The sequence below is a fragment of the Allobosea lupini genome (assembly GCF_900109525.1).
Taxonomy (GTDB): domain Bacteria; phylum Pseudomonadota; class Alphaproteobacteria; order Rhizobiales; family Beijerinckiaceae; genus Allobosea; species Allobosea lupini.
This window is the reverse complement of the sequence record NZ_FOAN01000004.1, coordinates 252,934-278,271: the sequence shown is the minus strand read 5'-3', so window position 1 is coordinate 278,271 and position 25,338 is coordinate 252,934. Positions and strand designations below refer to the sequence as shown.

The following is a 25,338-nucleotide window of genomic DNA, read 5'->3' as shown; positions in this document are numbered from 1 at the left end:
CCCTTAGGTCCCGCGCGGCTTGGCCCGCGTCGTCGGTGCCGCCGCAGCAGGATCGTCTGGCCAGGGATGGCGCGGATAGCGACCTTTCATCTCGCTCTTTACCGCAGCCCAGGAGCCTCGCCAGAAGCCCGGCAGGTCGCGGGTGATCTGGATCGGCCGGTGTCCGGGCGAGAGCAGCTCCAGCACCAGCGGTACCCGCCCGCCGGCGAGCGAAGGGTGCTGGGCCAGCCCGAACAGCTCCTGCACCCGGACCGAAATCGTCGGCCCGGCCTCGGCACCGTAGTCGACCGCGAGTTGCGAGCCCGTCGGCGCGGCAAAATGCGTCGGCGCCTCCGCATCGAGCCGCCGCTTCAACTCCCAGGGCAGCAGTGTCGACAGCGCGGCATCGAGATCGCCCGGCGTGATTGCCGCCAGGGAGCTCCGGCCGACGATATGCGGCGCCAGCCAGTCCGCGGCCATCTGGGCGAGGCCGGTATCTGAGAGATCGGGCCAGCCGGCATCCTCTCCCTCCGCTGTGCGCAGGAAGGCGACGCGCTCGCGCAATTGCGCCTGCGCCTTGCTCCAGGGCAGCGTCTCGATGCCGATGATGGCGATGCCCTTTGCCAGCACCTCGGCATTCTCCGCGGACGACTCGACCGGCAAGGGCCGCTCGGCCAGCACCAGCGAGCCGTATTTGCGGGCGGCGCGGGCCCGCAATGCCCTTGCCTGCCGGTCGAAGACGGTCTCGTTGCGCTCGGACAGCCCGATCCGGATCAGGCCGGAGGCGGCCAGCGCGGCGGTCTCGGCCTCGCTGATCGCGACGGCGCTGAGGATGCGGGCCTGCTGGGCGCTTCCGGTCATCTCGCCGACGACGAGATAGGGCTCGCGCGCCAGCCTCTGGCCGGGTTCGAGGGCCGCGCCGCGACCATTTGCGAGCAGGTATTGGCCGGAGCCGGGCTGGCGCGCCTTGGCGACGCGATCCGGAAAGGCGAGGCCGAGCAGGAAACCGGGCGAGAGCGGCTGCTCCGCGCCGGCCTTGACCTTGCTCGCCGCCTGCCGCGCCCAGCCCTCGGCGAGGCGGCGCATGTCGGCCGCGCGGCCGCCGCGCTCGCGGCCGAAGCGCTCCAGCCGCTCGGACAGGTCGATCGCATCGCCGCCGAGCCCGCGCTCGACCAGCAGCGCCGCCAGCACGGCGGCGGGCTCGGCCTGGCGAACATGCGCCGCACCGACGACCATATGCGCCAGCCGCGGTGGCAGCGGCAGGCCCTGCAGCGCCTTGCCGTCTTCGGTGATCCGCCCGTCGGAATCGAGCGCGTCGAGGTCGTTCAGCAGCGTCCGCGCTTCTTTGAGCGCCGGCGCCGGCGGCGGGTCGAGGAAAGCGAGCGTGGTCGGATTGGAGACGCCCCAGGCGGCGCAGTCGAGCAGGAGCGGCGCGAGATCGGCCGAGAGGATTTCCGGGCGGGCGAAGGCTTCGAGCGCGCCATTGCCCGCCTCCTCCCAGAGCCGATAGCAGATGCCGGGCTCGGTGCGGCCGGCGCGGCCGCGGCGCTGGTCGCAGGCTGCGCGGCTGGCGCGTTGGGTGACGAGGCGGGTGATGCCGATGTCGGGCTCGTAGAGCGGTATGCGGGCGAGGCCGGAATCGATGACGACGCGCACGCCCTCGATCGTCAGCGAGGTCTCGGCGATCGAGGTCGCCAGCACGACCTTGCGCCTGCCGTTGGGCGCCGGCAGCACGGCGCGGTCCTGCTCGGCCTGGTCGAGCGCACCATAGAGCGGCGCGATCTCGATCGCTGGATCGCGGATCCTCTCGCGCAAGCGCTCCTCGACGCGGCGGATCTCGCCCTGGCCGGGCAGGAAGACCAGCAGGGAGCCGACCTGTTCGTTCAGCGCCTGCAGCACGGCCTCGGTGACCTGATCCTCGATGCGCTTCAGCGGGTCGCGGCCGAGATAGCGCGTCTCGACCGGATAGGCGCGGCCCTGGCTCTCGATCACCGGGGCATCGCCGAGAAGCCTGGCGACGCGCGCGCCGTCCAGCGTCGCCGACATCACCAGGATGCGCAGGTCCTCGCGCAGGCCGGCCTGCGCATCGAGCGCCAGCGCCAGCCCGAAATCGGCATCGAGCGAGCGCTCGTGGAATTCGTCGAACAGCACGGCGGCGATGCCGTCGAGCGCGGGATCATCGAGGATCATCCGGGCGAAGACGCCTTCGGTGACGACCTCGATCCGCGTCTTCGGGCCGATCTTCGAGCCGAGCCGGACGCGCAGGCCGACCGTCTCGCCGACGCGCTCGCCCAATGTCTGTGCCATGCGATTGGCCGCGCCGCGGGCTGCGAGGCGCCGCGGCTCCAGCACGATCAGCTTGCCGCCGCTGGTCCAAGGCTCATCCAGCAGAGCGAGCGGCACACGCGTGGTCTTGCCGGCGCCGGGCGGAGCGACGAGCACGGCGTTCGGCTTCTCGCGCAGCGAGTTAGCGAGGGCGTCGAGAACCGTGTCGATCGGGAGGGCTGTGTCGAAGGCGCGCATGCGCCTGCGATGTGGCGCAGGCGGCGCTGCTGTGCAAGCCGCCTCAGGCCGCCTGCTGCAATCCAACCGCGAACGGCGTCATGCTGACGGTGCCGGCCCTGACCGAGACCAAAGTGTTGCAGGGCAGCGCCTGCCAGCAATCGCGGGCGGCATCGACCGGCTCGGAGGCGATCACCACGGCATCGCCGCGATCGCAGAGATAGAGCGTCGGCGGCTTCGGATCGGACGACCAGCGCACCGCATGGATCGTCTCGCCGTCGGCCAGCGCGGCGGCGCAGCGCAAGGGCTCGCGCACGCCGGCTTCCTGCATCAGCGCGAATGCATCGCCGAGCGCGCCCGCCAGGGCATCGCCAGGCGCAGCGCCCTCGGTGATGCGGGCCAGTGCCAGCAGGAACAGCGCCTCGGAATCGGTCGTGCCGACGCGCGCGCCGTAGAGCCCGTCGGGGATCAGGCTCTCGAGCCTGCGCCTGATCAGGGCGTAGCCGCCGATCTGGCCATTATGCATGAACAGATGCCGGCCATGGACGAAGGGGTGACAGTTCGCCCGCGTCGTCGCCGTTCCGGTCGCGGCACGCACATGCGCGAAGAACAGATGCGAGCGCACCAGTCGCGCGATCGAGAGCAGGTTTTCATCCGACCAGGCCGGCCTGATCTCACGATACTGGCCGGGCTCGGCCCGCTCGCCATACCAGCCGACGCCGAAGCCGTCGCCATTGGTGCCGGTCTTGGCCTCCTCGGCATGCAGAGATTGGTGGATCAGCGAATGGCAGGGCGAGGCGATGAAGTCCTCGAGAAAGACCGGGGCGCCGGCATAGGCGAGGAAACGGCACATGGTGGTCCCGAATCAGGTGCGGGCGGGACGCCGCAGGAGAAGATTATTCCACGAGAATGAACGCCGGCATAACGATTTGGAGCTAGCCGCTGCGGTTGCCGCTCCCATAGCCTTGCTATAACCGTCGCGGCGATGGGGTGACGACGAGGTTCCGCGACAAGCGGGCGGGGGAAGGGCGGATTTTCATGCTGACGAAGCTCGCCGGCGCGGCGCTCCTGTTCGCCCTTTTCCCCGAGGCAGCCTTCGCCGCAGGCGACATCGGCGGAGCTACCATGGGCGTCGCCTGGGCCCTGCCCTTCGCCGGCATGCTGCTCTCGATCGCGCTCGGCCCGATCCTGTTCCCGCATTTCTGGGAGCTGAACTACGGCAAGTTCGCTGCCTTCTGGGCCGTGCTGGTGGTCGTGCCGCTCGCCCTGTTCCGTGGCTTCGATCCGGCGCTCGGCGCCTTGCTGCACACAGGGCTGCTCGAATACGTCCCCTTCATCATCCTGCTCTTCGCGCTGTTCACCATCGCCGGCGGCATCCTGATCACAGGCAACCTGCACGGCACGCCGGCGACGAACACCGTGCTGCTCGCGATCGGCACGCTGATGGCGAGCTTCGTCGGCACCACCGGCGCTTCGATCATCATGATCCGCCCGGTGCTGCGGGCCAACGACAACCGGCGTTTCAACGTCCATGTCGTCGTCTTCTTCATCTTCCTGGTCTCGAACATTGGGGGATCGCTGACGCCGCTCGGCGACCCGCCGCTCTTCCTCGGCTTCCTGCGCGGGGTCTCCTTCTTCTGGACGACGACACATCTGCTGCCGGAGACGCTCTTTGCGGTCGTCGTCCTGCTCGCCTTGTTCTACGCGCTCGACAGCTGGTTCTTCCGCAAGGAGGAGGACTATCCGCCGCTGCGCGACCCGACGCCGGACCGGGCGATCAAGCTGTTCGGCAAGGTCAACATCCTCCTGCTCGGCGGCGTCATCCTCGCCATCCTGATGTCGGCGAGCTGGAAGCCGGGCGTTGCCTTCACCATTCACGGCATCGCCGTCGAATGGCAGAACCTGGCACGCGACCTCATCCTGCTGGCGCTGGCCGGCCTCTCGCTCACCCTGACACCCAAGCCGGTGCGCGCCGGCAACGAGTTCAGCTGGGGGCCGATCAAGGAGGTCGCCAAGCTCTTCGCCGGCATCTTCGCCTGCATCATCCCGGTGCTGGCGATGCTGCAGGCGGGCCGCAACGGCGCCTTCGCACCACTGGTCGCCCTGGTCAGCAATCCTGACGGCAGTGCCAACAACGTCGCCTATTTCTGGCTGACCGGCGGCCTGTCGTCCTTCCTCGACAACGCACCGACCTATCTCGTCTTCTTCGAGCTTGCCGGTGGCAATGCGCAGGCTCTGATGACGACCGGTGCCCTGACGCTGACCGCGATCTCGGCCGGCGCCGTCTTCATGGGCGCCAACACCTATATCGGCAACGCCCCCAACTTCATGGTCTACGCCATCGCCAAGGACCGGAAGGTCGCGATGCCGAGCTTCTTCGGCTACATGCTCTGGTCGGGCGCGATCCTGATCCCGCTCTTCGTGCTGCAGACGCTGATCTTCTTCCGCTGAGGCGCGCGCCGGCAGCATGGACACCGGTCGGATGCGCGCCTAAAGGGGCGGCTTCCGAAGGAAGCCCCGATGCCCCTGCGCCCCGACACGCTGGCGATGACCGCCGTCCTCGCCATGCTGACGGCGCTGGGCCCGCTCTCGACCGATTTCTATCTGCCGTCGCTGCCCGAGATCGCGCGGGTGATGGGTACCGATTTCGCCGGCGCGCAGGCGACGCTCTCGGCCTTCCTGTTCGGCTATGCCGCCGGCCAGATCATCTGGGGGCCGCTCTCGGACCGGCTCGGCCGCCGTCCGGTGCTGATGATCGGCCTTGGCCTGTTCATCGCCACCACGCTCGCCTGCGCCTTCGCGCCCTCGATCGAGGCGCTGATCGGCGCCCGTTTCGCCCAGGCGGTCGGGGCGTCCGGGCCGATCGTGCTCGGCCGTGCCATGGTTCGCGACCTCTATGAGGGGCCGCGCGCCGGCCGCGAACTCGCCCGCATGGGCATGATCATGGGCCTCGTCCCGGCGATCGCCCCCGTGCTCGGCGGCCTGCTGCAGAACGCCTTCGGCTGGCGCTCGACCTTCCTGGCCTCGCTCGTCTTCGCGCTCACCATGCTCGCCATCATCGCGACGATCATGCCGGAGACCCTGCGCCAGCGCTCGCCCGACGGCCTGTCGCTGCCGGCGATCTTCCGCGGCTACAGGCTGCTGCTGCGCAACCCGGCCTACCGCGTCTATGTCGCGCTGACCTCGCTGGCCTATGCCGGACTCTTCGCTTTCATCTCCGGCTCGTCCTATGTGCTGATGGGGGTCTACGGCCTGTCGGCGCCCGCCTATGGCCTGTCCTTCGGCTGCGCCGTGCTCGGCTTCATCCTAGGCACGATCATCGCGCAGCGCCTGGTCGGCCGCCGCGGCCTCGACGGCGTGATCGGGCTCGGCGTCATCTGCCTCGCCGCCGGCGGGCTCGCCATGCTGGCCGGCGTCGCGACCGGCTTCGGCGGGCCGTTCGGGGTCGTCGCCCCGATGGCGCTCTATGCCTGCGGCGTCGGCCTCGTCATGCCGCAGGCGCAGGCGTCGGCGATGATGCCCTTCCCTGACCGGGCCGGCGCGGCGTCCTCGTTGACCGGCCTCTGCCAGATGCTGCTCGCGGCCTGTGTCGGCCTGCTGGTCGGCCATCTTCTCAAGGGCAGCGCCCTGCCGCTGCCTGCCGTGATGTCGGTGATCGGGGTGGCGACGCTGATCGTCTTCCGCGTCAGCGCCGCAATCCGCGCCGGCAAGACCTGAGCGTCAGTTCCCCATCCGGTCGCGCCATTGCCGCTCGCCCTGCATGCAGGAGACGCGCGGCGCCTTCGCCTGCGCCTTCTGGATCAGGGCATCCGGGCCAGAGGCCGGCATCTCGGCGATCTCGCGCACCAGCTTCGTTCTGGTCGCATCGACGAATTGGTTGCGTTCGCGGATCGGGATCACGAAGGCGCCGACGCCGGTGACGACGCAGTCCTCGTAGTAGACGTCGAGATTGTCGATGTCGAAATAGCTCGCCTGCTTCAGCATCACCGGCAGGCCGTTGATCGCGATGCCCTTGTCGCGCGCAGCGTCGCGGGCAGCCGTCACCGGGCGCCCGTCATTGTTGGCGCCGTCGCCGGAGATGTCGATGACGCGGCGCAGCGGCGTCACATTGCTCTTCTCGAGCAGGGCGACGGCAAGATCGATCGCGCCGGAGATCGAGGTGCGCCGCCCGCGCCGCGTCGGCGCTTCGCCGAGCTCCTCGGCGAAGGCGATCGCCGATTGCGGGGTCTCGATCACCGTCCAGGGGCGGACGATGTGCTGGAAATCGCCGCCCGCCCATTCGAAATAGGTGACGGCGATCTTGCCGATCGCGCCCTTGGCGATGGCATCATGCAGCACCTTCGAGCGGAAGGCCTCGATATAGCCGTTGCGCTGCAAAGCGAGCTCGTCGAGGTCCATCGAATAGGACACGTCGACTGCCAGCACGAGGGCGACATCGACCTCTTCGGGCGGCGCGCTGGCCTGTTGCGCGTCGGGCGCCGATGCAGGCCAGGCGCCGGCGGCGGCGAGACAAAAGAGACCGAACAGCCAGCGCCGCATCGAAACCTCCGTCATCTGTCGTCGAAGCGTGACGCCGAAAGGAGGATGGTTTCGGGCGAAGGCAGGCTTCAAACGAATGTCGTCGAAGTCTGCGCTCGGTTTCGATTCGCGCAAAGCACGAAAACGCGACTATGAGCCGGAAAAGTGAGCATCGGCCTGCCCAAAGCGATACCGCGATGGGATTATCCGCGCCGGCGATCCTCGACGATGGCGAGCGCCGCCTGGAAGGCCTCCTCGACGCCGAGCGCCGAGGTGTCGAGCTGCACCGCATCCTCAGCCGCCTTCAGCGGCGCATCGCCACGGCCTGAATCCCTGGCGTCGCGCCGGCGGATATCGGCGAGGATGCCGTCGAGCGTAGCGGCTTCGCCCCGCCCCGCCAGCTCCTTGTGCCGGCGCGCGGCACGGACCTCGGGGGTCGCGGTGACGAAGAGCTTTACCGTCGCCTCAGGGCAGATCACCGTGCCGATGTCGCGCCCGTCGAGCACCGCTCCTTCCCCTGCCGCGGCGAAGCGGCGCTGCCGGTCGATCAGCGCCCGCCGGACGGCGGGGATCGCCGCCACCACCGAGGCGGCCTCGCCGATCTCGCGGCCACGCAGCCGCGATTCGTCGATAGCAGCATCGTCGAAGCCGGCCGCGCTCGCGGTTGCGGCCTGCGCGTCGTCGAGCGCCTTGCCGGCATCGAGCATGGTGCGGGCGACCATGCGGTAGAGCAGGCCGGTATCGAGATAGGGCAGGCCGTAATGGGCGGCGAGCCGGCGCGCCAGGGTACCCTTGCCGGAGGCTGCCGGCCCATCGACGGCGATGACCAGCCCGTCGGCCTGCTGGGTCGGAGAGGCGGAGGGCTGGGTCGCGGGCACGATTCTCGGCCTTTCGTCAGTGCGCTGGTGAAGGCAGAGTTCTAAAGCACCGGGTGCACCGATGCGAAGCGGTTTTGCGCCCGGCGTCGCCAGCTTGCGCGGCAGCCAAATCAATATTTGACAGCGACGCTTCGCCCGACTAACGGACGCCCCTGCTTTTTACGAACCCTGTACGAACTTGAAGGTCCGACGCCGTGGCGAAACCGGAACTTGGTACCAAGCGCGTTTGCCCGGTCACGGGCCGCAAATTCTACGATCTCGACAAGGATCCGATCGTCTCGCCCTATACCGGCCAGTCCTATCCGCGCTCGCTGTTCGAGCCGCAGGCCAAGGCGGCGGCAGCTCCAGCGGCCAAGCAGGCGGACGACGAGGATGAGACGGAGGCCGCCGACGGCGCGGTCGAACTCGTCTCGCTCGACGACGCCGATGCCGAGGCCGCCGAGAAGGAGCCGGTGGTCACCAGCGACGACGACATTGAGATCGAGGATGACGGCGACGCCAGCGATGACGACGACACCTTCCTGGAAGAGGACGAGGAGGGCGACGACGACGTCTCCGACCTGATCGATGGCGACATCGAAGGCGACGAAGACGCCTGATCAGCGCCAGGATCGCGTCAAATCGCGCGCCTGAAAAAAGCGCGACGATAACGTGACATCAGTGCTTGTGTCTTGGCGCAAGCTTGCCTATAGAGCGCTTCGTCGCTGCGGCGACGAACGCGGACCGGCTCGAAAGAGCCCTCGGTCAGCGACGATTTCCCGGCCTTTCCCCAAGAAGGCCGGCAAAGTGGGGCCATAGCTCAGTTGGGAGAGCGCTTGAATGGCATTCAAGAGGTCGGCGGTTCGATTCCGCCTGGCTCCACCAAATCTCTCCTAACCGACATTTGCGAACGACCGGTGCCGGCTCTGACTGAGGCCGGCTTTTCCGTTTTGACGGTGTCCCGGTCGATCCGGGCGCGCTCGCCGCTCAACGACAGACGACGCTCTGTCCGCGCATGGCACAGGTCGAGGTAAGGCGCTCGTCGGCTGGCGGTGCGTAGGTCGCCGCGACATCCGTGGGCACATAGCGCGATCCATCGCTTTGCATCGGATCGATGCCCGCGGACATGCCGGTCGCGGTGCAACCGGCCAGCAGCAGGCAGCACGCGGCCGCGAAGAGCTTTGTCATCGAGAACTCCTTACCGGAGCGATCCTGCCGGTATGCGCCAGCGAAGTCACGCGCTGTGGCGCGGCGATGCCCTGATGGCGTCGATCAACGGATTCCATAAGGAACTGGGCCGAGCTCGGGGCAAGTGTGCTTGGCGCGGAGACACGAACACCATCCATCGACTCGTACTGCCGACGGACCGCGTGCACCCTGCTTTCAGGACACGTGCGGTCCCGAAATGAGAATATCCTTTTGAATCTTCAGCGTAATGAGCGATAACAATCCCCAATTATGAAGTGAATTCAGTCTATTTATTTCTGTCGGCCGCATCAACCTTTCAAAATGACAGGGCAGAGATCGAGTAATAATTTCCCGAACGAACCGTTCTTTTTAAAAAACACTTCTCTTGACCACACGCTCTGCTGGCCGCCATCGTGAATGACCGGGGATGCCCGCTTCGCATCCCGCCAGATCATTCGCTTCATGCGAGGTGCGCGATGTCCAGTGCCGGCCGACAGCTCACGCTCAACCTGTTCATCTATCCTGGTGGCCACCATGAGGCGGCCTGGCGCTACAAGGAGTCCGAGCCGGCGCGCGTGCTCGACATCCGCTACTATCAGGAGCTGGCGCAGAAGGCGGAGGCTGCGAAGTTCGACGCGATCTTCTTCGCCGACGGGCCATCGCTGCCGGAGAATGTGCGCTACTCTTCGCGCGTTCGCTTCGAGCCCATCACCTGGCTGACCGCGATTGCCGCGGCGACGGAGAAGATCGGCCTGATCGGCACGGCCTCGACCACCTATAACGAGCCTTACAACCTCGCCCGCCTGTTCGCTTCGCTCGACCATATCAGCGGCGGCCGCGCCGGCTGGAACATCGTCACCACCAGCGATGCCGGGGCCGCCCATAATTTCGGGCTGCCCGAGCATCCGCCGCATGGCGAGCGCTACGAGAAGGCCCGCGAGTTCCTGAATGTCGTCACCAGGCTCTGGGACAGCTGGGAGGACGACGCCCTCGTCGCGGACCCGCAAAGCGGCGTCTTCGCCGATGCCGACAAGGTCCATCGCATCGACCATGTCGGCAAGCATTACCGCGTCCGCGGGCCGCTCAACGTCTCGCGCTCGCCGCAGGGACGGCCGGTCTATGTCCAGGCCGGCTCCTCCGAGGATGGCCGCTCCTTCGCGGCCCAGTTCGCCGAGGCGATCTTCACCGCGCACCAGACGCTTGCCAGCGCGCAGGAATTCTATTCCGACATCAAGACCCGTGCGGTGGCGCTCGGCCGCCGTCCGGACCATCTGCGCGTCCTGCCGGGGATCAGCCCGTTCCTCGGCTCGACGGAGGGCGAGGCGAAGCGGCTGGAGCAGGAGATCGACGATCTGATCCAGCCGGCCGCCTCGCTCGACCAGCTCAAGCGGATGATCGGCGTCGACCTCGGCGGCTATGATCTCGACGGGCCGGTGCCGCGCCACATCATCGATACCAATGGACCAAAGGGACTGGCGAGCCGGTTCCAGCTCGTCGTCGACATCGTCGACCGCGAGAACCCGACGATCCGCCAGTTGATCCGGCGCCTTGCCGGAGCGCGCGGGCATCGCGTCGTCGTCGGCACGCCTGAGCATGTCGCGAATGAGATTCAGACCTGGTTTGAGCAGGGCGCGGCCGACGGCTTCAACGTCATGCCGCCTTATCTCACCGGCGGCTTCGACAGCTTCGTCGCCGAAGTCGTGCCGATCCTGCGCAGGCGCGGCCTGTTCAGGCATGAGTATTCCGGCACGACGCTGCGCGGCCATTACGGGCTGCCGCGCCCGGAGAGCGTCTTCGCGACGCAGCAGCGCCAGAGCGCCTGAGCCTGCCTGCCGAGGTTTTCAATCCAGCCATGACGCGACGGCCTCGCTAGGCCCCGCAGAGGACATCCGATGAAATTCAGCTACGTCCTGCCATTCGCGGCCGCCTTGCTGGCCGGCCCGGCCGCAGCCCAGCCCTTGGCGGAGAGCGCGCCACTCCCCGAGCGGGTTCCGCCGGGCACGACTTTGGTGATCGGCGATCCGCAGACCAAGGTCGCGCTCACCCTGTCGGGAGAGCTTGCCAAGCTGCCCTTCAAGGTCGAATGGGCCAATATCTCCGGCGGTCCGCAGACGATCGAGGCGTTTCGGGCCAAGGCGCTCGATATCGGCTCGGTGGCCGACATCCCGCCGATCCACGCGCAATGGACCGGACTCGAGGTCAGGATCGTCGCCGCCAAGTTCCGGCGCGATCCGATCGGCCATCCGATCTATGTGATCGCCACCGCACCCGGTTCCGGCATCACGAAGCTCGAGGAGATCAAGGGCCGCAAGGTCGCCTTCAGCCCGGGCCAGGCCCAGGGCGCGCTGGTCCTGCGCGTCCTGAAGAAGCTGAACCTCAGGCATGACGAGGTCCAGCTCGTCGAATTGCCAAGCGTCGGCGACGCCTATGTCAACGCCCTCGCCAGCAAGCTGGTCGACGCCGCGCCGATCGCCGAAGCGAACAAGCAGCGCTTCGTCCAGAACTATGAGCGGGACGGCGCCAAGGCGCTGCCGCATGGCCTGCGCGACGATCCGGCCTATCTCTATGTGGTGAAGGCCTCGCTCGAGGATCCCGGCAAGGCGGCGGCGATCCGCGCCTATGTCCAGGCCTGGGGCCGCGCCACCAAGTGGATCGAGACCCATCCCGAGGAATGGATCAAGGGCTACTACGTCAAGGACCAGGGGCTCAAGCCCGATTCCGGGCGCTTTCTGGTCGAATCCAATGGCGATCCCGATGTGCCGCTCGACTGGAACGGGGCGATCGAGCGCCAGCAGGAAACCATCGATCTCCTCGCTGCCGAACTGAAGAAGCCGGTGCTCAAGGCCGCGACGCTGTTCGACCGACGCTTCGAGCGGATCGCCGGCGCGGCCTATCAGGGAGAGTGAGCCATGGCCGATCTCTCGCTCACCGGCGGACAGGGCGCCGTCGACCCGGGCTGGCTCCGGCTCCGTCGCGGCCAGACCAACGGTGCGGTCGACAAGCCGCGCCGCCGGCGCAAGCTCGGCCCGGGCCGGCCGATCCCCTATGGCGCCGCGCTCGGCCCGGCCCTGCTGCTGATCCTCTGGAGCATCGGCTCGGCCACCGGCTTCATCGACGACCGCATCCTGTCGGCGCCGTGGACGGTGGCGACGACAGGCTGGGAGCTGATCCAGGACGGGCGCCTGCAGGAGAATCTCTGGACCTCGTTCCAGCGCTCCTTCTGGGGACTGTTCTGGGGCATCGTCGCCGGCGCCTCGCTCGGCGTCATCGCCGGCCTCAGCCGTATCGGCGAATACCTCATCGACGGCCCGATCCAGATCAAGCGCGCCATTCCGGCGCTGGCGCTGATCCCGCTGCTGATGCTCTGGTTCGGCATCGGCGAGGGCATGAAGATCCTGACGATTGCGCTGATCACCTTCGCGCCGATCTATATCCAGACCCATGACGGCCTGCGCTCGACCGATGCCCGCTTCATCGAGCTGGCCGAGACGCTCGATCTCTCCAACGGCCAGTTCCTGCGCCATGTCGTGCTGCCGGCGGCGCTGCCCGGCTTCCTGCTCGGCCTGCGCTTCGGTGTGACCTATTCCTGGCTCGCCCTCGTCGTGGTCGAGCAGGTCAACGCCACCTCCGGCCTCGGCTACATGATCAACCTCGCCCGCACCTATGGCCAGACCGAGGTCATCATCCTGTGTCTCGCCGTCTACGCCGCGCTCGGCCTGAGCTCGGACTGGCTCGTGCGCTTCATCACCCGAAAGGCTCTGCCATGGCGCAAGATTCTGGCCGACTGACCCAGCAGCCCGTGGTCGCGGTCCGCGGCCTGACCCGCCGCTATGGCGAGCGCACCATCATCGACAATGTCGATCTCGACATCGGCCGCGGCGAGTTCGTCGCCCTGCTCGGCCGCTCCGGCTCCGGCAAGAGCACCTTCCTGCGGGCGCTAGCCGGCCTTGACCATGGCGTGCCAGGCTCCGGCCGGCTCGGCATCCCCGACGCGGTTTCGGTCGTCTTCCAGGATGCGCGCCTGCTGCCCTGGAAAAGCGTCGTCGACAATGTCTCGCTCGGGCTGAAGGGCGCGACGCCGCGCGAGCGCGCTCTGCACGCTCTCGCCGAGGTCGAGCTGACGGCGCGGGCAAGGGCCTGGCCGATGCAGCTCTCCGGCGGCGAGCAGCAGCGCGCGGCGCTGGCCCGCTCGCTGGTGCGCGAGCCGGAACTCCTACTGCTCGACGAGCCATTCGGCGCGCTCGATGCGCTGACCCGCCTGCGCATGCAGGCGCTGCTGCTCGATCTCTGCGCCCGCCATCGCCCAGCGGTATTGCTCGTTACCCATGACGTCGACGAAGCGATCCATCTCGCCCAGCGCGTGCTGGTGCTCGACCAGGGTCGCTTCACCGTCGACCTCAAGGTCGACCTGCCGTCCGAGGCCGGGCCGCGGCAGCGGCGCTTCGCCGAGGTGCGCAGCGAATTGCTGACGAGCCTCGGCGTGACCCAGGAGGAGCTGCGTCGCGTCGCCTGAAGCGTGCGGCTACTTCTTGATCGCCGGGCAGGCGCTCTGGGCGAGCGGGCGGAAGGCCTGGTCGCCGGGAATCGTGGCGACGAGGTCGTAGAGATCCCACTCGCCCTTCGACTCGGCCGGCTTCTTGACCTGGAAGACGTAGAAGTCGTGCACCATGCGCCCGTCCTCGCGCAATTTGGCGTTGCGAACGACCTCGTCCTCGATCGGGACCTCACGCATCTTGGCGATCACGGTCTTGGCCTCGTCCGACTTCGCCGCGACGACCGCCTTGAGATAGTGCCGGACCGAGGAATAGACGCCGGCCTGGATCGCCGAGGGCACCGCGCCATGCGCCGTCTTGAAGCGCTCGGAGAAGGCGCGGGTGCGCTCGTCGATGTTCCAGTAGAAGCCCTCGGTCAGGATCGTGCCTTGCGCCGAGGCGAGGCCGACGCTCTTCACGTCCATCGCGGTCAGGAAGAAGGCGACCAGCTTCTGCTTGTCCTGGCCGATGCCGAAATCGCGGGCGGTCTTGATCCCGGCGACGGTATCGCCGCCGGCATTGGCGAGCGCGATCAGGTCGGCACCCGAGCCCTGCGCCGTCAGCAGCTGCGAGGAGAGATCGACCGCAGGGAAAGCATGTCGGACAGAGCCGACATAGGTGCCGCCCCTGGCGGTGACGAGCGTCTTGGCATCGGCCTCAAGCTGGTGGCCGAGCGCGTAATCGGCGGTGACCAGATACCATTTGGTGCCGGGCTTGGTCAGATGGTTGGCGATGCCGGCGACCTGGACATAAGTGTCCCACATCCACTGGACGACATGGTCGGGCTGGCAGGCATCGCCGGTCAGGCGGGCCGTGCCGCCGGGGAAGAGGCCGACCCGGTTCTTGTCCTTCAGCAAAGGCGGGATGGCGAGCTGCAGCGACGCGTTGGACATGTCGGCGAGGACGTCGACGCCTTGCCGGTCGATCCATTCGCGGGCGATCGCCGAGCCGATATCGGCCTTGTTCTGATGGTCGGCCGAGACGATCTCGATCTTCACCCCCTGGCATTCGGCCTTCAGGCAGTCCTCGACCGCCATGCGGGCGGCCGTGATCGAGCCCTTGCCGGTGATGTCGGAATAGACGCCGGACATGTCGGTCAGCACGCCGATCTTGACGGCGCCGTCCGAGATCTCGGCCGCGGCGGGCAGTGCTCCGAGCAATGCGGTGGTGACGGCGAGCGCCGAGGCCAGACCCTTCATGTGAATTCCTCCCGTGATTGTCGTTCGTCGTTGCTAGCGGTCGTGCCAGTGCGCCATCGGCAGGCCGGCGACCGGTGATCTGAATGAGGGGATGCGGCTGCCGCGCAGGCTGCCGATATGGGCGGTGCGCAGGTCTGCGCCGCCGAAGGTGATGCTGGCGAACCAGGGCGCGATCGTGCCGCCGCAGGCGAGCATCAGCTCGGGCGTCGCCTCGTCGCGAGCAAAGGCGGCCATCAGCGCCTTGCCGGCAGTGCTGCCGCGATCGTCGTCGAGCAGGATGCGCAGCTCGCCCTCGGGCGTGATCGCGAAGACCCGGTCGAGCATCACATGCGTGCCCCAGAGATTGCCATGGGCGTCGAACGCGATGCCGTCGATGAAGGCGCCATGATCGCTCGGGCCGAAGATCTCGCGGTCGGTCAGGCTGCCATCGGCCCCGACCCGCAATCGCGTCACCCGGCAGGCGCAGGTCTCGGCGACGTAGAGCCATTCCTCGGTGGCATCGAGCCTGATCTCGTTGGTGAAGGCGAATCCATCGGCGACGATGCGCAGGCGTCCGCCATCATAGAGCGCGACATAGCCGTCGCGGACATTCGGGCTCATCGCCCGCATCCAGTTTGTCGTGCGCGTCGAAATCGTCAGCCAGATCCGGTCCCTGCTGTCGCGCAGTACGAAATTGACCTTGCCGATCGCCTGCCCGTCGATGCTGTCGACGAGCACGCGCGTCTCGCCCGAGCGAGTCATCAGCTCCAGCCGGTCGGTGCCGAAATTCGAGATGAGGACATCGCCATTGCGGGCGAAGGCAAGGCCATTCGGCAGGGTGCCGGAGACAAAGCGCGCCTCCTCGTCGGCGGCCTCGGCAAAGCCGCGGCTCGCCGTCTGCGTGATCAGCTGCTGCGTGCCGTCCGGCCGGATATGGACGACGCCGCCGCGCGCATCGGCTGACCAGAGCGAGCCGTCGCGCTCGGCCAGGATGCATTCCGGCCGCTGCAGGCCCTCGCCGACATAGGTGATCGCGGCGGGATCGATGACAAAGCCGTCAAGCGGGTTGGGTGTGGGTGACATCAGAAGTTCACGCGGTCGCCGCCCTTGAGGCCGAGCGTCGCGCGGGCCTCATCGGGCGTCGCGATCTCGTAGCCGAGCTCCTCGACGATGCGGCGGATCTTGGCGACCTGCTCGGCATTGGACGTGGCGAGCTTGCCCCTGCCGATGAACAGGCTGTCCTCGAGCCCAACGCGGACATTGCCACCGAGCATCGCAGCCTGCGTGCAGAACGCCATCTGGTGGCGTCCGGCCGCGAGCACCGACCAGTGGTAATCCCGACCGAACAGCTTGTCGGCGGTGCGCTTCATGAACATCAGATTGTCGAGATCGGCGCCGATGCCGCCGAGGATGCCGAAGATCAACTGCAGGAAGACCGGCGGCCGGAACCAGCCGCGATCCAGGCAATGGGCGAGATTGTAGAGGTGGCCGACATCGTAGCATTCGTGCTCGAACTTGGTGCCGTGGCCCTCGCCGAGCAGTTTGTAGATGCGCTCAATGTCGCCGAAAGTGTTGCGGAAGATGAAGTCCTTGGTGCCCGCGAGATAAGGCTGCTCCCAGGGATGCTTCCAGTCGCTGTACTTCTCCGCGAGAGGGTGTAGCGCGAAGTTCATCGAGCCCATATTGAGCGAGCACATCTCCGGCGCGGCCCTGAGCGGCGCGGCGAGGCGCTCCTCGACGGTCATGGTCAGGCCGCCGCCGGTGGTGATGTTCACGACCGCATCGGTCGCCTGCTTGATCCGCGGCAGGAATTCCATGAACACGGCCGGATCGGGTGTCGGGCGGCCATCCCGGGGATCGCGCGCGTGCAGATGCAGGATCGCCGCGCCCGCCTCCGCCGCTGCGATTGCCTGGCTGGCGATCTCGTCCGGGGTGATCGGCAGATGATCCGACATGGTCGGCGTATGGATGCCGCCGGTGACGGCGCAGGTGATGATGATCTTCCTCATCGAACTCTCCTTCGTCAGGCCGGCAGGATCGCCACGGCGCGTGTCCAGCCGGCCGAGCCGTTGCGGACCTTCACCGGCAGGCAGCTGATGGTGAAGCCGCTCGCCGGCAGCGCTTCGAGATTGTGCAGCTTCTCGATCTGGCAGTAGCCGGCCTCGCGCCCGGCCTTGTGTCCCTCCCAGATCAGCGAGGCGTCGCCGGTCTGCGCAAAGCGGCGGGCGGTGTGGCTGAATGGCGCATCCCAGCTCCAGCCATCGGTGCCGACCACCTTGATGCCCTGCCGGACCAGATGCAGCGTCGCCTCGCGGCCGAAGCCGCAGCCGGAATCGACATAGTCAGCCTGTCCGTAACGGGCGCCGGCCCGCGTATTGGCGATGACGATCTCCAGCGGGCTCAAAGTATGGCCGATCCGCATAAGCTCGGCGTCGATCTCGCCGGGGCTGACGACGTGGCCATCGGGGAGATGGCGGAAATCCAGTTTCACGCCGGGCTGCAGGAACCAGTCGAGCGGGCATTCGTCGATCCGGAGCGCGGGAGCGCCGCCATCCTGCGTTGGATGATAATGCCAGGGCGCATCGACATGGGTGCCGTTATGGGTCGAGATCGTCGCGAGCTCGACTGCCCAGCCCATTCCGTCCGGGAGTTGCTCGGGCTTGAGGCCCGGAAACGCCGCCGCGACGTCCTTCGCCGTGGCCTCGTGCGTGCGATAGTCGATTTTGACCTTCTGGAAGGGCGGGTCGGCAGGAACGTCGTTCTCAAGTGGAATCGACAGATCGACGAGGCGGCCTGGCAGCATGCCGGTATGCCCTCCCTTGAAGATGCGTTATCTTTGGTACGAATTTGGACGAACGTCCGACCTATAGCAGGGTGCCCTGTTTCTGGTAAGAGGGGAATCGCTGGATTCTGGAGGGGCAAGATGTCCGCGATGCCGACGCGCGACCGTATTCTCGACGCTGCCGAACGGCTCTTCGCCGAGCGCGGCGGCGCCGACGGCGCCTCGATGCGCGACCTTGCGGCCGCGGCCGGCGTGCGGCTCTCGCAGCTCAGCTATCATTTCGGTTCGAAGGAGGCGCTCTACCGCGCCGTCTTCGCCCGCCGGGCCCATGCTTTGGCTCTGGCGCGCGCCCAGGAGCTCGGCGAGGCCATGGCCCGGCCGGTGCTCGACGTCGGCGAGATCGTCGCCGCCCTCATCGGTCCCTCGGTCCGCCAGCGCTTCAGCGAAGGCGTGCAGGGCGCGGCCTTCGCCATGATGACCGCCCGCGAGGCGGTCGACCCGCGCGAGGCGGCACGCGGCGTCGTCGCCGAACATTTCGACCCGACAGCACGGCAGTTCGTCACGGCGCTGGGCAAGCTTTACCCGCAGGCGCCGGAAGGCGCGCTGGTCGACGCCTATCTCTTCATGGTCGGCGCGCTCGTCATGACCATGGCCGCCGGTGACCGCGCCACCCGGCTCGACCAGCCGCGCGAGGCGGTGCCGGTCGTGGAGAATGCCGAGCACCTGCTGCAGCGCCTGACCAGCTTCTGCGCCGCCGGTATCGACGGCCTGCTGCGAGGCCGCTAAGCCGGCCTGCCGTCTGCAAACAAGCGGGGAACATCATGCGCCGCGAGATCATCGAAGTCCCCGTCATCTCCGAGGCGATCCGCCGGCTCGGTGCGCCGACTTCGGCGCTGGCGCGCGTCGGCGACCTGCTCTTCACCTGCGGCATGCCGCCGATCGATGTCACCACCGGCGAGATCGTCAGTGGCGATATCGAGACGCAGACCCGCGCCGCGATGGAGGCGCTCGCCGTGACCCTGCGCCATGGCGGCGCCTCGCTCGACGCCGTCGTCAAGGCGACGATCTTCGTGACCGATCCAGCGCTGATGGCCGGAGTGAATGCGGTCTACCGCACCTTTTTCAGCGACGGTTTCCCGGCCCGGACCAGCGCCGCGATCCGGCCCTGGCCATTGCCCTTCGACATCGAGATCGAATGCGTCGCCGCGATCGGCTGATCCATCAGTGCGGGGAGGGTGCCGCCATCCCTGCCAGGGCCGCATCGAGCAGCTCGGCCGATGCCTCCAGCGGCTTCAGGCTCGCCGTGTAGATCGCCACCGCCCTGACGCGCCGGCCGGGATAGATCTCGCCGATCAGCCGGCGATAGACCGCGAGCTGAACCAAGGTCGAGGCCGGCAGCGCGGCAGCGTCCTGCGGCGGGCGGGCGGCCGTCTTGAAATCGGCGATCAGGACCTCGCTCTCGCCGACCGCGAGCCGGTCGATCCGGCCCTGCACCGGGCGCCTGCTGCCATCGCCCATGGTGATCACGCCGGCGAGCGGCACCTCGGCCAGGCTGCCCGGCCCGAACAGCCCGCCGAACTCCGGCGCGGCGATCAGCGCGAGCGCATCGTCGACGATCCTGGTGCGACGCTCATCCGGCAGCGAGCCACCGCGCGCCTGCGCCAGCGCATGGGCAGTGCTGGCGCGGCGTTCGTCCGGCACCTCCGGCAGGACCTGCAGCAGGAGATGCGCGAGCCGGCCGGCCGCGGCGGCGTTGGCCAGGAAGGGCCCGTCATGCGGACGCTCCTGCGCATCGGCTGCTGAGAGCGCGCTCGACGGGCGCAAGGGCGGAGCCGGCTCGGCCTCTTCCGGCGCGGAGCGCGTCAGCCAGTCCGGCGGCACCGCCGCCGCCCGCACAGCGACAGCGTCCTCGACTGCCCCTTCTCCCGGCTGCGAAACCATGAAGCGGCGGACTTCACCGTCGCTATCGGGTGCGGGAACGTTACGCAGCCAGGGCTCGGAGCCGGCGAGGCCAAGCTCTGCCATGGCGTACCAGGATCCTTCAGGCGCCTCGCCCTTGGCCTGCACGCCGCAGAGGATCAGGCGCTCTTCGGCCCGCGTCAGCGCGACATAGAGCAGGCGGTGATGCTCCTCGACCATCTGCGCCACGATCGCGTCCTTGGCGCGCCGCATCGCCGCGGGGTCGTCGGCGCGCCTGCTCGGCCAGACCGGCACCTGCGCGCCGCGCGGCGGCGCGACCGCCATCAGCTTCGGCAGGCGGCGTTCGCCGGGCGCGATGCCGAGATCGGCGAGGATGACGACCGGCGCCTCCAGCCCTTTCGAACCGTGCACGGTCATCACCCGGACCTCGCCGGCGCTGGCCGAGAGATCGCGCTTCACCTGCGTCGCCACCGCGTCGATATGGTGCAGGAAACCGGCGAGCGAGGGGCCGTAACGCCGCTCATGGTCGAGCGCGGCGCTCAAGAAGGCATCGAGCGCATCGCCCGCTTCCGGGCCGAGCCGGGCGAGGGCGAGATTGCGGCCGCCGCCCGGGCCGAGGAGGCCGGCGTAGAAACGGAACGGGCCGCAGCGCCCGGCCTCCTCGGCAAGCTCGGTCAGGCGCGCCTCGATCGCGGCGTAGCGCGGCTCGGTCTGCGCCGCCGTGCGGAAGGCGTCGCGCAGCGAGCCTTTCCGCTCCGGCGCAAGGCGCATCAGATCGTCGTCGTCGAGACCGAAGAGCGGCGTCTTCAGCGTGATCGCCAGCGAGAGATCGTCCTGCGGGAGCAGGATCGTGCGCCCGAGCGCGACGAGGTCCTCGACCGCCGGATGGTCGGCCAGCGTCAGGCGGTCGCGGCCGGCGACCGGCACTTCGCGATCCTTCAGTGCCTTGACGATCGCCTCGAACAGCGCGCCGCGCTGGCGCAGCAGGATCATGACGTCGCCGGGCTTGAAGGGACGGCCGATATCGTCGCGACCGGCCTCGCTCCAGCGCTTCAGCACGTCGGCGATGCGAGCGGCGAGCTTCACGAGGCCCGAGCGCCGCTCGGGTGCGTCGACCGGCGCGGTCCAGGCATCGGGCTTCTCGCTGGGGTCATCGGCCGAGACGGGCCAGAGATCGACCGCGCCGACCGAGGCGCGCCTGACCGTATCGTGTCGCTCGGGCCCGGCGCCGCCGTCGAAGACGAGGCCGCGCCAGTGCTCCGGCGGCGCGAACACCGCATCGACCGCACGCATGATGTCGGGCGCCGAGCGGAAGGAGGTGGTGAGACTGATCGGCTCGAAGCGCTGCCCAGCCTCTGAGAGGCGCCGGCCGAGCAGCCCCCGCTCCTCGCTGAAATGGGCGGGGGCCGCGCCTTGGAAGCCGTAGATCGACTGCTTCTCGTCGCCGACGACGAAGACGGTGCGCGGCCGCACCAGTTCGCGCGCGCCCTCGCCGGCCGAGAACTCCTCGGCGAGGCGGCGCAGGATCGCCCATTGCGCCTCGCTGGTGTCCTGGGCTTCGTCGAGGAGGATGTGGTCGATGCCGGCGTCGAGCTTGTAGAGCGCCCAGGCCGGATCGACCCGGTCGAGCAGCGAGCGCGTCTTGGCGATCAGGTCGTCATAGTCGAGCAGCGAGCGCTGCGCCTTCAGCTTGCGATAGGCGGAAAGGATATGCGTCACCAGCACGGCCAGCGCCGCGCTGCGCTCGCGCACGGCGATGGCGTTGAGCTGGTCGATCGCGGCGGCCAGACAGGCCGCTAGCGCATCGAGCGCCGCGTCGAGATCGGCGGGCAGGGCGCTGTTGCCCTTGCCACGGACATGCTGGGCGACATTGCCTTCGGCGGTGAGCAGGCCGGCGCGGCAGGCGGAGACCGGATCGATGCCCGGCGCATCCGACAGCGCGAGCCTGATCGCTGCCGCCGCCTTGGCCCGCGTCGCGCTGCCGGCCTCGAAGGCGGCGATCAGCCGCTCGAGATCGGGGACAGCAGCCAATTCGCGTTGGAAGCGCTCTCGTACCGTCTCGGCGGCCAGCTCCGGCCCGATGCCGAGGAAGGCGCTGAGCCCCGAAACGATCTCATCCGGCTGCCGCGCCCGCCCCTCGGCATCGCTGAACACGGCGCGCTGGTGCAGGGCCTCGCGCATGATCTGGTCGAAAGTGTCCTGAGCGGCGTGCTCGGCCATGAAGCGCAGTGCCCGGGCCTGCGGCCCGTCCGGGTTGGCCTCGGCCGCGGCGAGCAGGTCGCGCCTGGCATCGCGCATCAACTCGTCCTGGGCGAGATCGTCGGCGACCTCGAAGCGCGGCGGGACATTGGCCTCGAAGGGGGCGCTCTGCAGCACGCGGGTGCAGAAGGCGTGGATCGTCTCGATCTTCAGGCCGCCCGGCGTCTCCAGCGCCTGGGCGAACAGGCGCCGCGCCCGGCTGATGTCGCTCGGGGGCGGCAATTCTCCCGTCAGTTCCTTCAACGCCTTCCACAGGTCTCCGTCTTTGGCGACAGCCCATTTCGAGAGCGCCCCGAAGACCCGGTTCGACATGTTGGCAGCGGCCGCCTTGGTATAGGTAATGCAGAGCATCCGGCCGGGCGCGACGCCGTCGAGCAGGAGCCTGAGCACGCGGTTGACCAGCACATGGGTCTTGCCCGAGCCGGCATTGGCCGAGACCCAGGCGCTGAGATCGGGCTCGGCCGCCAGCGCCTGGTTGCGGCGCGTCTGCTCGGGAATGGTCCAGCCCGCCGGAGTCATGCCTCGTCTCCGGCATCGCCGAGATCGGGCGCCGCCGACCATTCCTTGACCCGGGCGAGCTGGTCATAGGGGCTGGCGTATTTGATGTAGGCCGGGGCGCGCCGCGAGAGCCAGGGCTCGCGGCCGGCGCGCAGCACGGAAAGATGGTCGAGCAATTGCGCGAGATGGCGGGCGGTGACGTCGGCCTGCGCTTCGTCCTTGAAGGCGAGCTTCTTGTCCTTCTCCCAGCTCTTCGGATCATGGTTGAGTCGCAGATAGAGCAGCGCCTCGACCGGCCCGGGCAGGATGTCGGGCGAGAAGCCGTGGCGCAAAGCGAGCTCGGCCTCCAGCGTCAATTGCGGGGCGAAGCCGAGGCGGACCTGCTCGTCGCTCGGCGGCGCGCCGGTCTTGAAATCGATGATGCGCAAGGCGCCATCGCGCGTGATCTCGACGCGGTCGGCCCGGCCGGTCAGCAGGATCGAGGAACCATCGATCAGCGGAAATTCGCCTTGCGTATCGCGCTCGACCGCGACGCGGGCGAGCCCCGGCCGGCGCCTCTCCTCCCAGCCGAGGAAGTTCTGTGCGATCAGCAGGAAGCGCGGCCACCAGAAGGCGCGCACCTCCGGCGTCTCCTCATAGGCGCGGAAGAAGCGCTCGCCGATCTCGATCAGGCTGCCGAGGGCGCCGGCCGGAATCTGCTCGGGGTAGGTTTCGGCGAAGGTTCCGACGATGTCGTGCAGCAGCGAACCACGATCGGTCGCGCCGGGATCCTCGACCAGCTCGGGCAGGGCGTCGAGCCTGAGGATCTTGCGCGCATAGACCGCATAGGGATCGCGATAGAGCGTCTCGACCTCGGTGACGCTGAGCCGCTTCGGCTGCAGATGCGCCGCCGGAAAGGGTTTTGGCCGCGGTACTGGCAGGAGATCGGCCGGCTTGCCGAGCAGCGCGGCCCAGGCGATCAGCTCGCGCCCGCGTCCCTCGGCCGCTTCCCAGCCTTCAGCCGGCGCCACCGCCTTGAGGCGCTGCCAGAAGCGCGAGGGGATCGTCTCGGCCTCGCCGGCCTTGCGGGCGCGGGTCAGCGTCACCTTGCGAGCGAGTGCGGCGGCGACGAAGTCATGCGCGGTCTGGCCGATGCGCCGTTCCGGTGGCGAAAGGCCGAGTTCCGCCCGCATCGGCCGGTTGATGAAGGAATCGGTCTCGGTGGCCGGCGGCCAGACGCTCTCGATCAGCCCGCCGAGCACGATGTGCTCGGCTTCGAGCAGGCGGGCTTCGAGCAAGCCCCAGATCTTGACGCGCGGATGGCCGGGATCACGGCGCTGCACGACGCGCTCGCCGATCAGGGCCTCAAGGATCGCGACCCAGTCGCGGGCGCGGCCCTCGCCGGGGGCTTCCGGCAAGGCGGCGTCGAGATCGTCGAGCAAAGCCGCGAGCGCTTCGCCATCCGGACCGCGCCAGGCGAGGACGGCGCCGGCCTCGTCGCCGCTCAGCGTCTCGATCGCGCGTCGGGCCTGCGCCGCGATCTCGCGTAATTCGGGGGCAGGGCCGGCCAAAGCCGCCACAAGTGGCGCGAGTGCATCTTCCAGTCCGGCAAGCACCTGTTCGGCCGCGCCGACATCCTCGTCTGTCAGCTTGCGACGCGGGCGCGGCGCATAGGTCGCCTCGCGCAATTCCGGCATCGCCTCGAAGGCGCGGCGCAGGCCGGCGAAACCCGGACCCACCGGCTCGCCGCGCCAGCAGCCGATCTCCAGCGCTGCCGCGCCTTGCCGCAGGCGGGCTTCCGTCAACCCGAGCCGGCAGAGCGGATGCGCCAGCAGCGCGACGAGGCTCGCCGGCGAGAGGTCGCCCTCGACCGCATCGAGCGCCAGCCGCAGCAGGGCGCCGGCCGGCCAGCGGCCGAGCGGCATGCCGGCGGAATCGTCGGCCTGGATGCCCCAGCGCCGGAGCTCGACCGCGACGCGCTCGGCAAGGCCGCGATCGGGGGTAATCAGGGCGGCACGGGCATTTGGCTCTTCCAGTGCCTCACGCAGGGCGAGCGCCGCGACCAGCGCCTCCTCGCGTTCATCTGCCGCCTCGACGATGCGAAGCCCGTCGAGCGCCCCGGCAGCTAGGGGCGCAGCGCCGGCCCAGTCATCCGTGATCGAGGCCGGCAACAGGGCACGGCGCAGCAGGTCGCGGCGCGTTTCCAGCCCAGGTGAGGGCTCGGCAAGGGTGACGACCTCGTCCCGGTTCGCACCGATCTCGTCGAGCAGTCGATGCAGCGCCGCCTGCGGGTGGGACGGCGCGGGTTCCTGGACGATGGCGCGCCAGCCCTGTTCGGAGAGAGCCTCGTCGAGATCGGGCAGCACGACGGCGCCGTTCGGGGCGCGGGCGAGCGCGGCGAGCAGGCGCGCCGTCGCCGGCACCGTGCCGGTCGATCCGGCCGCGATCACCGGCCCGTGGAAATCGCCGGCGAGCAGGCGCTCGCGCTCGGCCGCGAGCATGCGGTTGCGGAACTCGGCCGGGTCGCATTCGGCCCGCTGTTCGAGGATCGCCGGCCAGGCTTGCGCGATGATGTCGAGGAAACGCGCGTTGAACTGCCAGATCTCGTCGAAGCGGGCGGCATCCAACCCCTTCAATCGTGCCGGCGAGATGCCTTCGGTCTGCAGTTGGTCGAGCAGATGAGCGAGGTCGCCGGCCAGCCCCCAGGCCTCGGCCAAGGTCGCCGGCATCAGCGAGGGCTCCGCCGGGTCGAGCTTGAGGTGCTGGCGGTTGGCGGTGCGGCCCCAGGCCGAGATCAGCGTCGTCAGGATGAAGCGACGACGTAGCGGATCGATCGGCGCGACCCGCCCAAGCGCCAGCGCATCGCCCGCGCCGGCGATCAATGCGGTCTCGGCCTCGTCGACATCGCCGAGCGGGACGATGCGCGGCAGGAGCAGCGGCCGGCCGCCGAGCTTTTCCGACAGGATCGTGCCGAAAGCCCGCGCTGCGCGCTGCGTCGGCAGATAGAGCGTGGTGCGCGAGAGGGCAGTCGGATCGCCTGGGTCGAACGCCCGGCCGAAACGGCCGGCGATCAGCTGTTCTGCCAGCACGGAGAGGAAGGGCGCGCCGGCCGGGATGCTGAACAGGTTGAGCCCGGCCATCGCCGC

20 protein-coding genes and 1 tRNA gene are annotated in these 25,338 nt (G+C 68.6%); 10 read left to right on the top strand and 11 right to left on the bottom strand.

The annotated features are described in order from the left end of the window. Nucleotides 1-3 precede the first annotated feature (3 nt). Nucleotides 4-2,502: an ATP-dependent helicase HrpB gene (hrpB, locus tag BMZ21_RS13980; RefSeq protein ID WP_091835197.1), complete on the bottom strand. Its 2,499-nt coding sequence runs from the start codon at nucleotides 2,500-2,502 to the stop codon at nucleotides 4-6. Between the two features lie 43 nt (nucleotides 2,503-2,545). Continuing rightward, nucleotides 2,546-3,334 (bottom strand): class II glutamine amidotransferase, encoded by a 789-nt coding sequence (locus BMZ21_RS13975; protein ID WP_091835194.1) that lies wholly within the window; start codon nucleotides 3,332-3,334, stop codon nucleotides 2,546-2,548. A 185-nt stretch (nucleotides 3,335-3,519) separates the two neighbouring features. Here BMZ21_RS13975 and BMZ21_RS13970 point away from each other — a divergent pair, with 185 nt between their 5' ends. Next, nucleotides 3,520-4,932 (top strand): sodium:proton antiporter, encoded by a 1,413-nt coding sequence (locus BMZ21_RS13970; RefSeq protein WP_091835191.1) that lies wholly within the window; start codon nucleotides 3,520-3,522, stop codon nucleotides 4,930-4,932. 69 nt (nucleotides 4,933-5,001) lie between these two features. Then, nucleotides 5,002-6,198: a multidrug effflux MFS transporter gene (locus tag BMZ21_RS13965; protein WP_091835188.1), complete on the top strand. Its 1,197-nt coding sequence runs from the start codon at nucleotides 5,002-5,004 to the stop codon at nucleotides 6,196-6,198. Between the two features lie 3 nt (nucleotides 6,199-6,201). Here BMZ21_RS13965 and BMZ21_RS13960 read toward each other — a convergent pair whose 3' ends face one another. Together BMZ21_RS13960 and cmk are read right to left on the bottom strand one after the other, a co-directional pair. Next, nucleotides 6,202-7,020, bottom strand: a complete 819-nt coding sequence (locus BMZ21_RS13960; RefSeq protein WP_091836049.1) for a DUF1194 domain-containing protein — start codon at nucleotides 7,018-7,020, stop codon at nucleotides 6,202-6,204. A 182-nt stretch (nucleotides 7,021-7,202) separates the two neighbouring features. Next, nucleotides 7,203-7,829, bottom strand: a complete 627-nt coding sequence (gene cmk, locus BMZ21_RS13955) for a (d)CMP kinase (protein WP_091836047.1) — start codon at nucleotides 7,827-7,829, stop codon at nucleotides 7,203-7,205. Between the two features lie 242 nt (nucleotides 7,830-8,071). Between cmk and BMZ21_RS13950 the strand changes: the two genes are divergently transcribed. After that, nucleotides 8,072-8,476 carry a TIGR02300 family protein gene (locus BMZ21_RS13950; protein WP_091835185.1) on the top strand — a complete coding sequence of 135 codons (405 nt, stop codon included), beginning with the start codon at nucleotides 8,072-8,074 and terminating at the stop codon, nucleotides 8,474-8,476. A gap of 189 nt (nucleotides 8,477-8,665) precedes the next feature. Continuing rightward, nucleotides 8,666-8,741 (top strand) — tRNA-Ala (locus BMZ21_RS13945). Nucleotides 8,742-8,843: 102 nt separating this feature from the next. Here BMZ21_RS13945 and BMZ21_RS13940 read toward each other — a convergent pair. Further along, nucleotides 8,844-9,044 (bottom strand): hypothetical protein, encoded by a 201-nt coding sequence (locus tag BMZ21_RS13940; RefSeq protein WP_091835182.1) that lies wholly within the window; start codon nucleotides 9,042-9,044, stop codon nucleotides 8,844-8,846. A 476-nt stretch (nucleotides 9,045-9,520) separates the two neighbouring features. Between BMZ21_RS13940 and BMZ21_RS13935 the strand changes: the two genes are divergently transcribed. The 4 genes from BMZ21_RS13935 (at nucleotide 9,521) to BMZ21_RS13920 (ending at nucleotide 13,557) form a co-directional block, all read left to right on the top strand. Continuing rightward, the gene (locus tag BMZ21_RS13935) at nucleotides 9,521-10,867 is read left to right on the top strand and encodes an LLM class flavin-dependent oxidoreductase (protein WP_091835179.1); all 1,347 of its coding nucleotides are present in this window, start codon (nucleotides 9,521-9,523) and stop codon (nucleotides 10,865-10,867) included. Between the two features lie 69 nt (nucleotides 10,868-10,936). Beyond that, nucleotides 10,937-11,950, top strand: coding sequence for an ABC transporter substrate-binding protein (locus BMZ21_RS13930; protein ID WP_091835176.1), 1,014 nt, complete (start codon nucleotides 10,937-10,939; stop codon nucleotides 11,948-11,950). A 3-nt stretch (nucleotides 11,951-11,953) separates the two neighbouring features. After that, on the top strand, nucleotides 11,954-12,832 hold the full coding sequence (locus tag BMZ21_RS13925; protein WP_091835173.1) for an ABC transporter permease: 879 nt from the start codon (nucleotides 11,954-11,956) through the stop codon (nucleotides 12,830-12,832). Further along, a complete protein-coding gene (locus BMZ21_RS13920) occupies nucleotides 12,808-13,557 on the top strand; it encodes an ABC transporter ATP-binding protein (protein ID WP_091835169.1) in 750 nt (249 codons plus the stop codon). The genes BMZ21_RS13925 and BMZ21_RS13920 overlap by 25 nt, the downstream gene beginning before the upstream one ends. A gap of 9 nt (nucleotides 13,558-13,566) precedes the next feature. Here BMZ21_RS13920 and BMZ21_RS13915 read toward each other — a convergent pair whose 3' ends face one another. Genes BMZ21_RS13915 through BMZ21_RS13900 form a run of 4 tightly spaced genes read right to left on the bottom strand, consistent with a single transcriptional unit; the run spans nucleotide 13,567 to nucleotide 17,557 of the window. Then, nucleotides 13,567-14,775: an ABC transporter substrate-binding protein gene (locus BMZ21_RS13915; protein ID WP_091835166.1), complete on the bottom strand. Its 1,209-nt coding sequence runs from the start codon at nucleotides 14,773-14,775 to the stop codon at nucleotides 13,567-13,569. 33 nt (nucleotides 14,776-14,808) lie between these two features. Further along, nucleotides 14,809-15,837 carry an SMP-30/gluconolactonase/LRE family protein gene (locus tag BMZ21_RS13910; RefSeq protein WP_091835163.1) on the bottom strand — a complete coding sequence of 343 codons (1,029 nt, stop codon included), beginning with the start codon at nucleotides 15,835-15,837 and terminating at the stop codon, nucleotides 14,809-14,811. Beyond that, on the bottom strand, nucleotides 15,837-16,763 hold the full coding sequence (gene kce, locus BMZ21_RS13905; RefSeq protein WP_091835161.1) for a 3,5-dioxohexanoate:acetyl-CoA acetone transferase: 927 nt from the start codon (nucleotides 16,761-16,763) through the stop codon (nucleotides 15,837-15,839). Before kce ends, BMZ21_RS13910 begins: the two co-directional genes overlap by 1 nt. A 14-nt stretch (nucleotides 16,764-16,777) precedes the next feature. Continuing rightward, complete coding sequence (locus BMZ21_RS13900; RefSeq protein ID WP_425285441.1) at nucleotides 16,778-17,557, bottom strand: cyclase family protein; 780 nt, start codon at nucleotides 17,555-17,557, stop codon at nucleotides 16,778-16,780. A 120-nt stretch (nucleotides 17,558-17,677) separates the two neighbouring features. Between BMZ21_RS13900 and BMZ21_RS13895 the strand changes: the two genes are divergently transcribed. Both BMZ21_RS13895 and BMZ21_RS13890 read left to right on the top strand, forming a co-directional pair. Next, complete coding sequence (locus BMZ21_RS13895; RefSeq protein ID WP_091835158.1) at nucleotides 17,678-18,322, top strand: TetR/AcrR family transcriptional regulator; 645 nt, start codon at nucleotides 17,678-17,680, stop codon at nucleotides 18,320-18,322. A gap of 35 nt (nucleotides 18,323-18,357) precedes the next feature. Then, complete coding sequence (locus BMZ21_RS13890; RefSeq protein WP_091835155.1) at nucleotides 18,358-18,753, top strand: RidA family protein; 396 nt, start codon at nucleotides 18,358-18,360, stop codon at nucleotides 18,751-18,753. 4 nt (nucleotides 18,754-18,757) lie between these two features. Here BMZ21_RS13890 and addA read toward each other — a convergent pair whose 3' ends face one another. Together addA and addB are read right to left on the bottom strand one after the other, a co-directional pair. Next, nucleotides 18,758-22,234: a double-strand break repair helicase AddA gene (addA, locus tag BMZ21_RS13885; protein ID WP_167561637.1), complete on the bottom strand. Its 3,477-nt coding sequence runs from the start codon at nucleotides 22,232-22,234 to the stop codon at nucleotides 18,758-18,760. Then, nucleotides 22,231-25,332, bottom strand: coding sequence for a double-strand break repair protein AddB (gene addB / locus BMZ21_RS13880; RefSeq protein WP_091835147.1), 3,102 nt, complete (start codon nucleotides 25,330-25,332; stop codon nucleotides 22,231-22,233). Before addB ends, addA begins: the two co-directional genes overlap by 4 nt. Nucleotides 25,333-25,338 lie beyond the last annotated feature (6 nt).

Coding starts and splice junctions, on each gene's coding strand:
- BMZ21_RS13930 (WP_091835176.1), top strand. CDS start 10,937: ATGAAATTCAGCTACGTCCTGCCATTCGCGGCCGCCTTGCTGGCCGGC.
- BMZ21_RS13960 (WP_091836049.1), bottom strand. CDS start 7,020: ATGCGGCGCTGGCTGTTCGGTCTCTTTTGTCTCGCCGCCGCCGGCGCC.
- BMZ21_RS13890 (WP_091835155.1), top strand. CDS start 18,358: ATGCGCCGCGAGATCATCGAAGTCCCCGTCATCTCCGAGGCGATCCGC.
- addA (WP_167561637.1), bottom strand. CDS start 22,234: ATGACTCCGGCGGGCTGGACCATTCCCGAGCAGACGCGCCGCAACCAG.
- kce (WP_091835161.1), bottom strand. CDS start 16,763: ATGAGGAAGATCATCATCACCTGCGCCGTCACCGGCGGCATCCATACG.
- BMZ21_RS13915 (WP_091835166.1), bottom strand. CDS start 14,775: ATGAAGGGTCTGGCCTCGGCGCTCGCCGTCACCACCGCATTGCTCGGA.
- BMZ21_RS13900 (WP_425285441.1), bottom strand. CDS start 17,557: ATGCTGCCAGGCCGCCTCGTCGATCTGTCGATTCCACTTGAGAACGAC.
- BMZ21_RS13965 (WP_091835188.1), top strand. CDS start 5,002: ATGCCCCTGCGCCCCGACACGCTGGCGATGACCGCCGTCCTCGCCATG.
- BMZ21_RS13970 (WP_091835191.1), top strand. CDS start 3,520: ATGCTGACGAAGCTCGCCGGCGCGGCGCTCCTGTTCGCCCTTTTCCCC.
- addB (WP_091835147.1), bottom strand. CDS start 25,332: ATGGCCGGGCTCAACCTGTTCAGCATCCCGGCCGGCGCGCCCTTCCTC.
- BMZ21_RS13910 (WP_091835163.1), bottom strand. CDS start 15,837: ATGTCACCCACACCCAACCCGCTTGACGGCTTTGTCATCGATCCCGCC.
- BMZ21_RS13975 (WP_091835194.1), bottom strand. CDS start 3,334: ATGTGCCGTTTCCTCGCCTATGCCGGCGCCCCGGTCTTTCTCGAGGAC.
- BMZ21_RS13920 (WP_091835169.1), top strand. CDS start 12,808: ATGGCGCAAGATTCTGGCCGACTGACCCAGCAGCCCGTGGTCGCGGTC.
- hrpB (WP_091835197.1), bottom strand. CDS start 2,502: ATGCGCGCCTTCGACACAGCCCTCCCGATCGACACGGTTCTCGACGCC.
- BMZ21_RS13940 (WP_091835182.1), bottom strand. CDS start 9,044: ATGACAAAGCTCTTCGCGGCCGCGTGCTGCCTGCTGCTGGCCGGTTGC.
- BMZ21_RS13935 (WP_091835179.1), top strand. CDS start 9,521: ATGTCCAGTGCCGGCCGACAGCTCACGCTCAACCTGTTCATCTATCCT.
- BMZ21_RS13925 (WP_091835173.1), top strand. CDS start 11,954: ATGGCCGATCTCTCGCTCACCGGCGGACAGGGCGCCGTCGACCCGGGC.
- BMZ21_RS13895 (WP_091835158.1), top strand. CDS start 17,678: ATGTCCGCGATGCCGACGCGCGACCGTATTCTCGACGCTGCCGAACGG.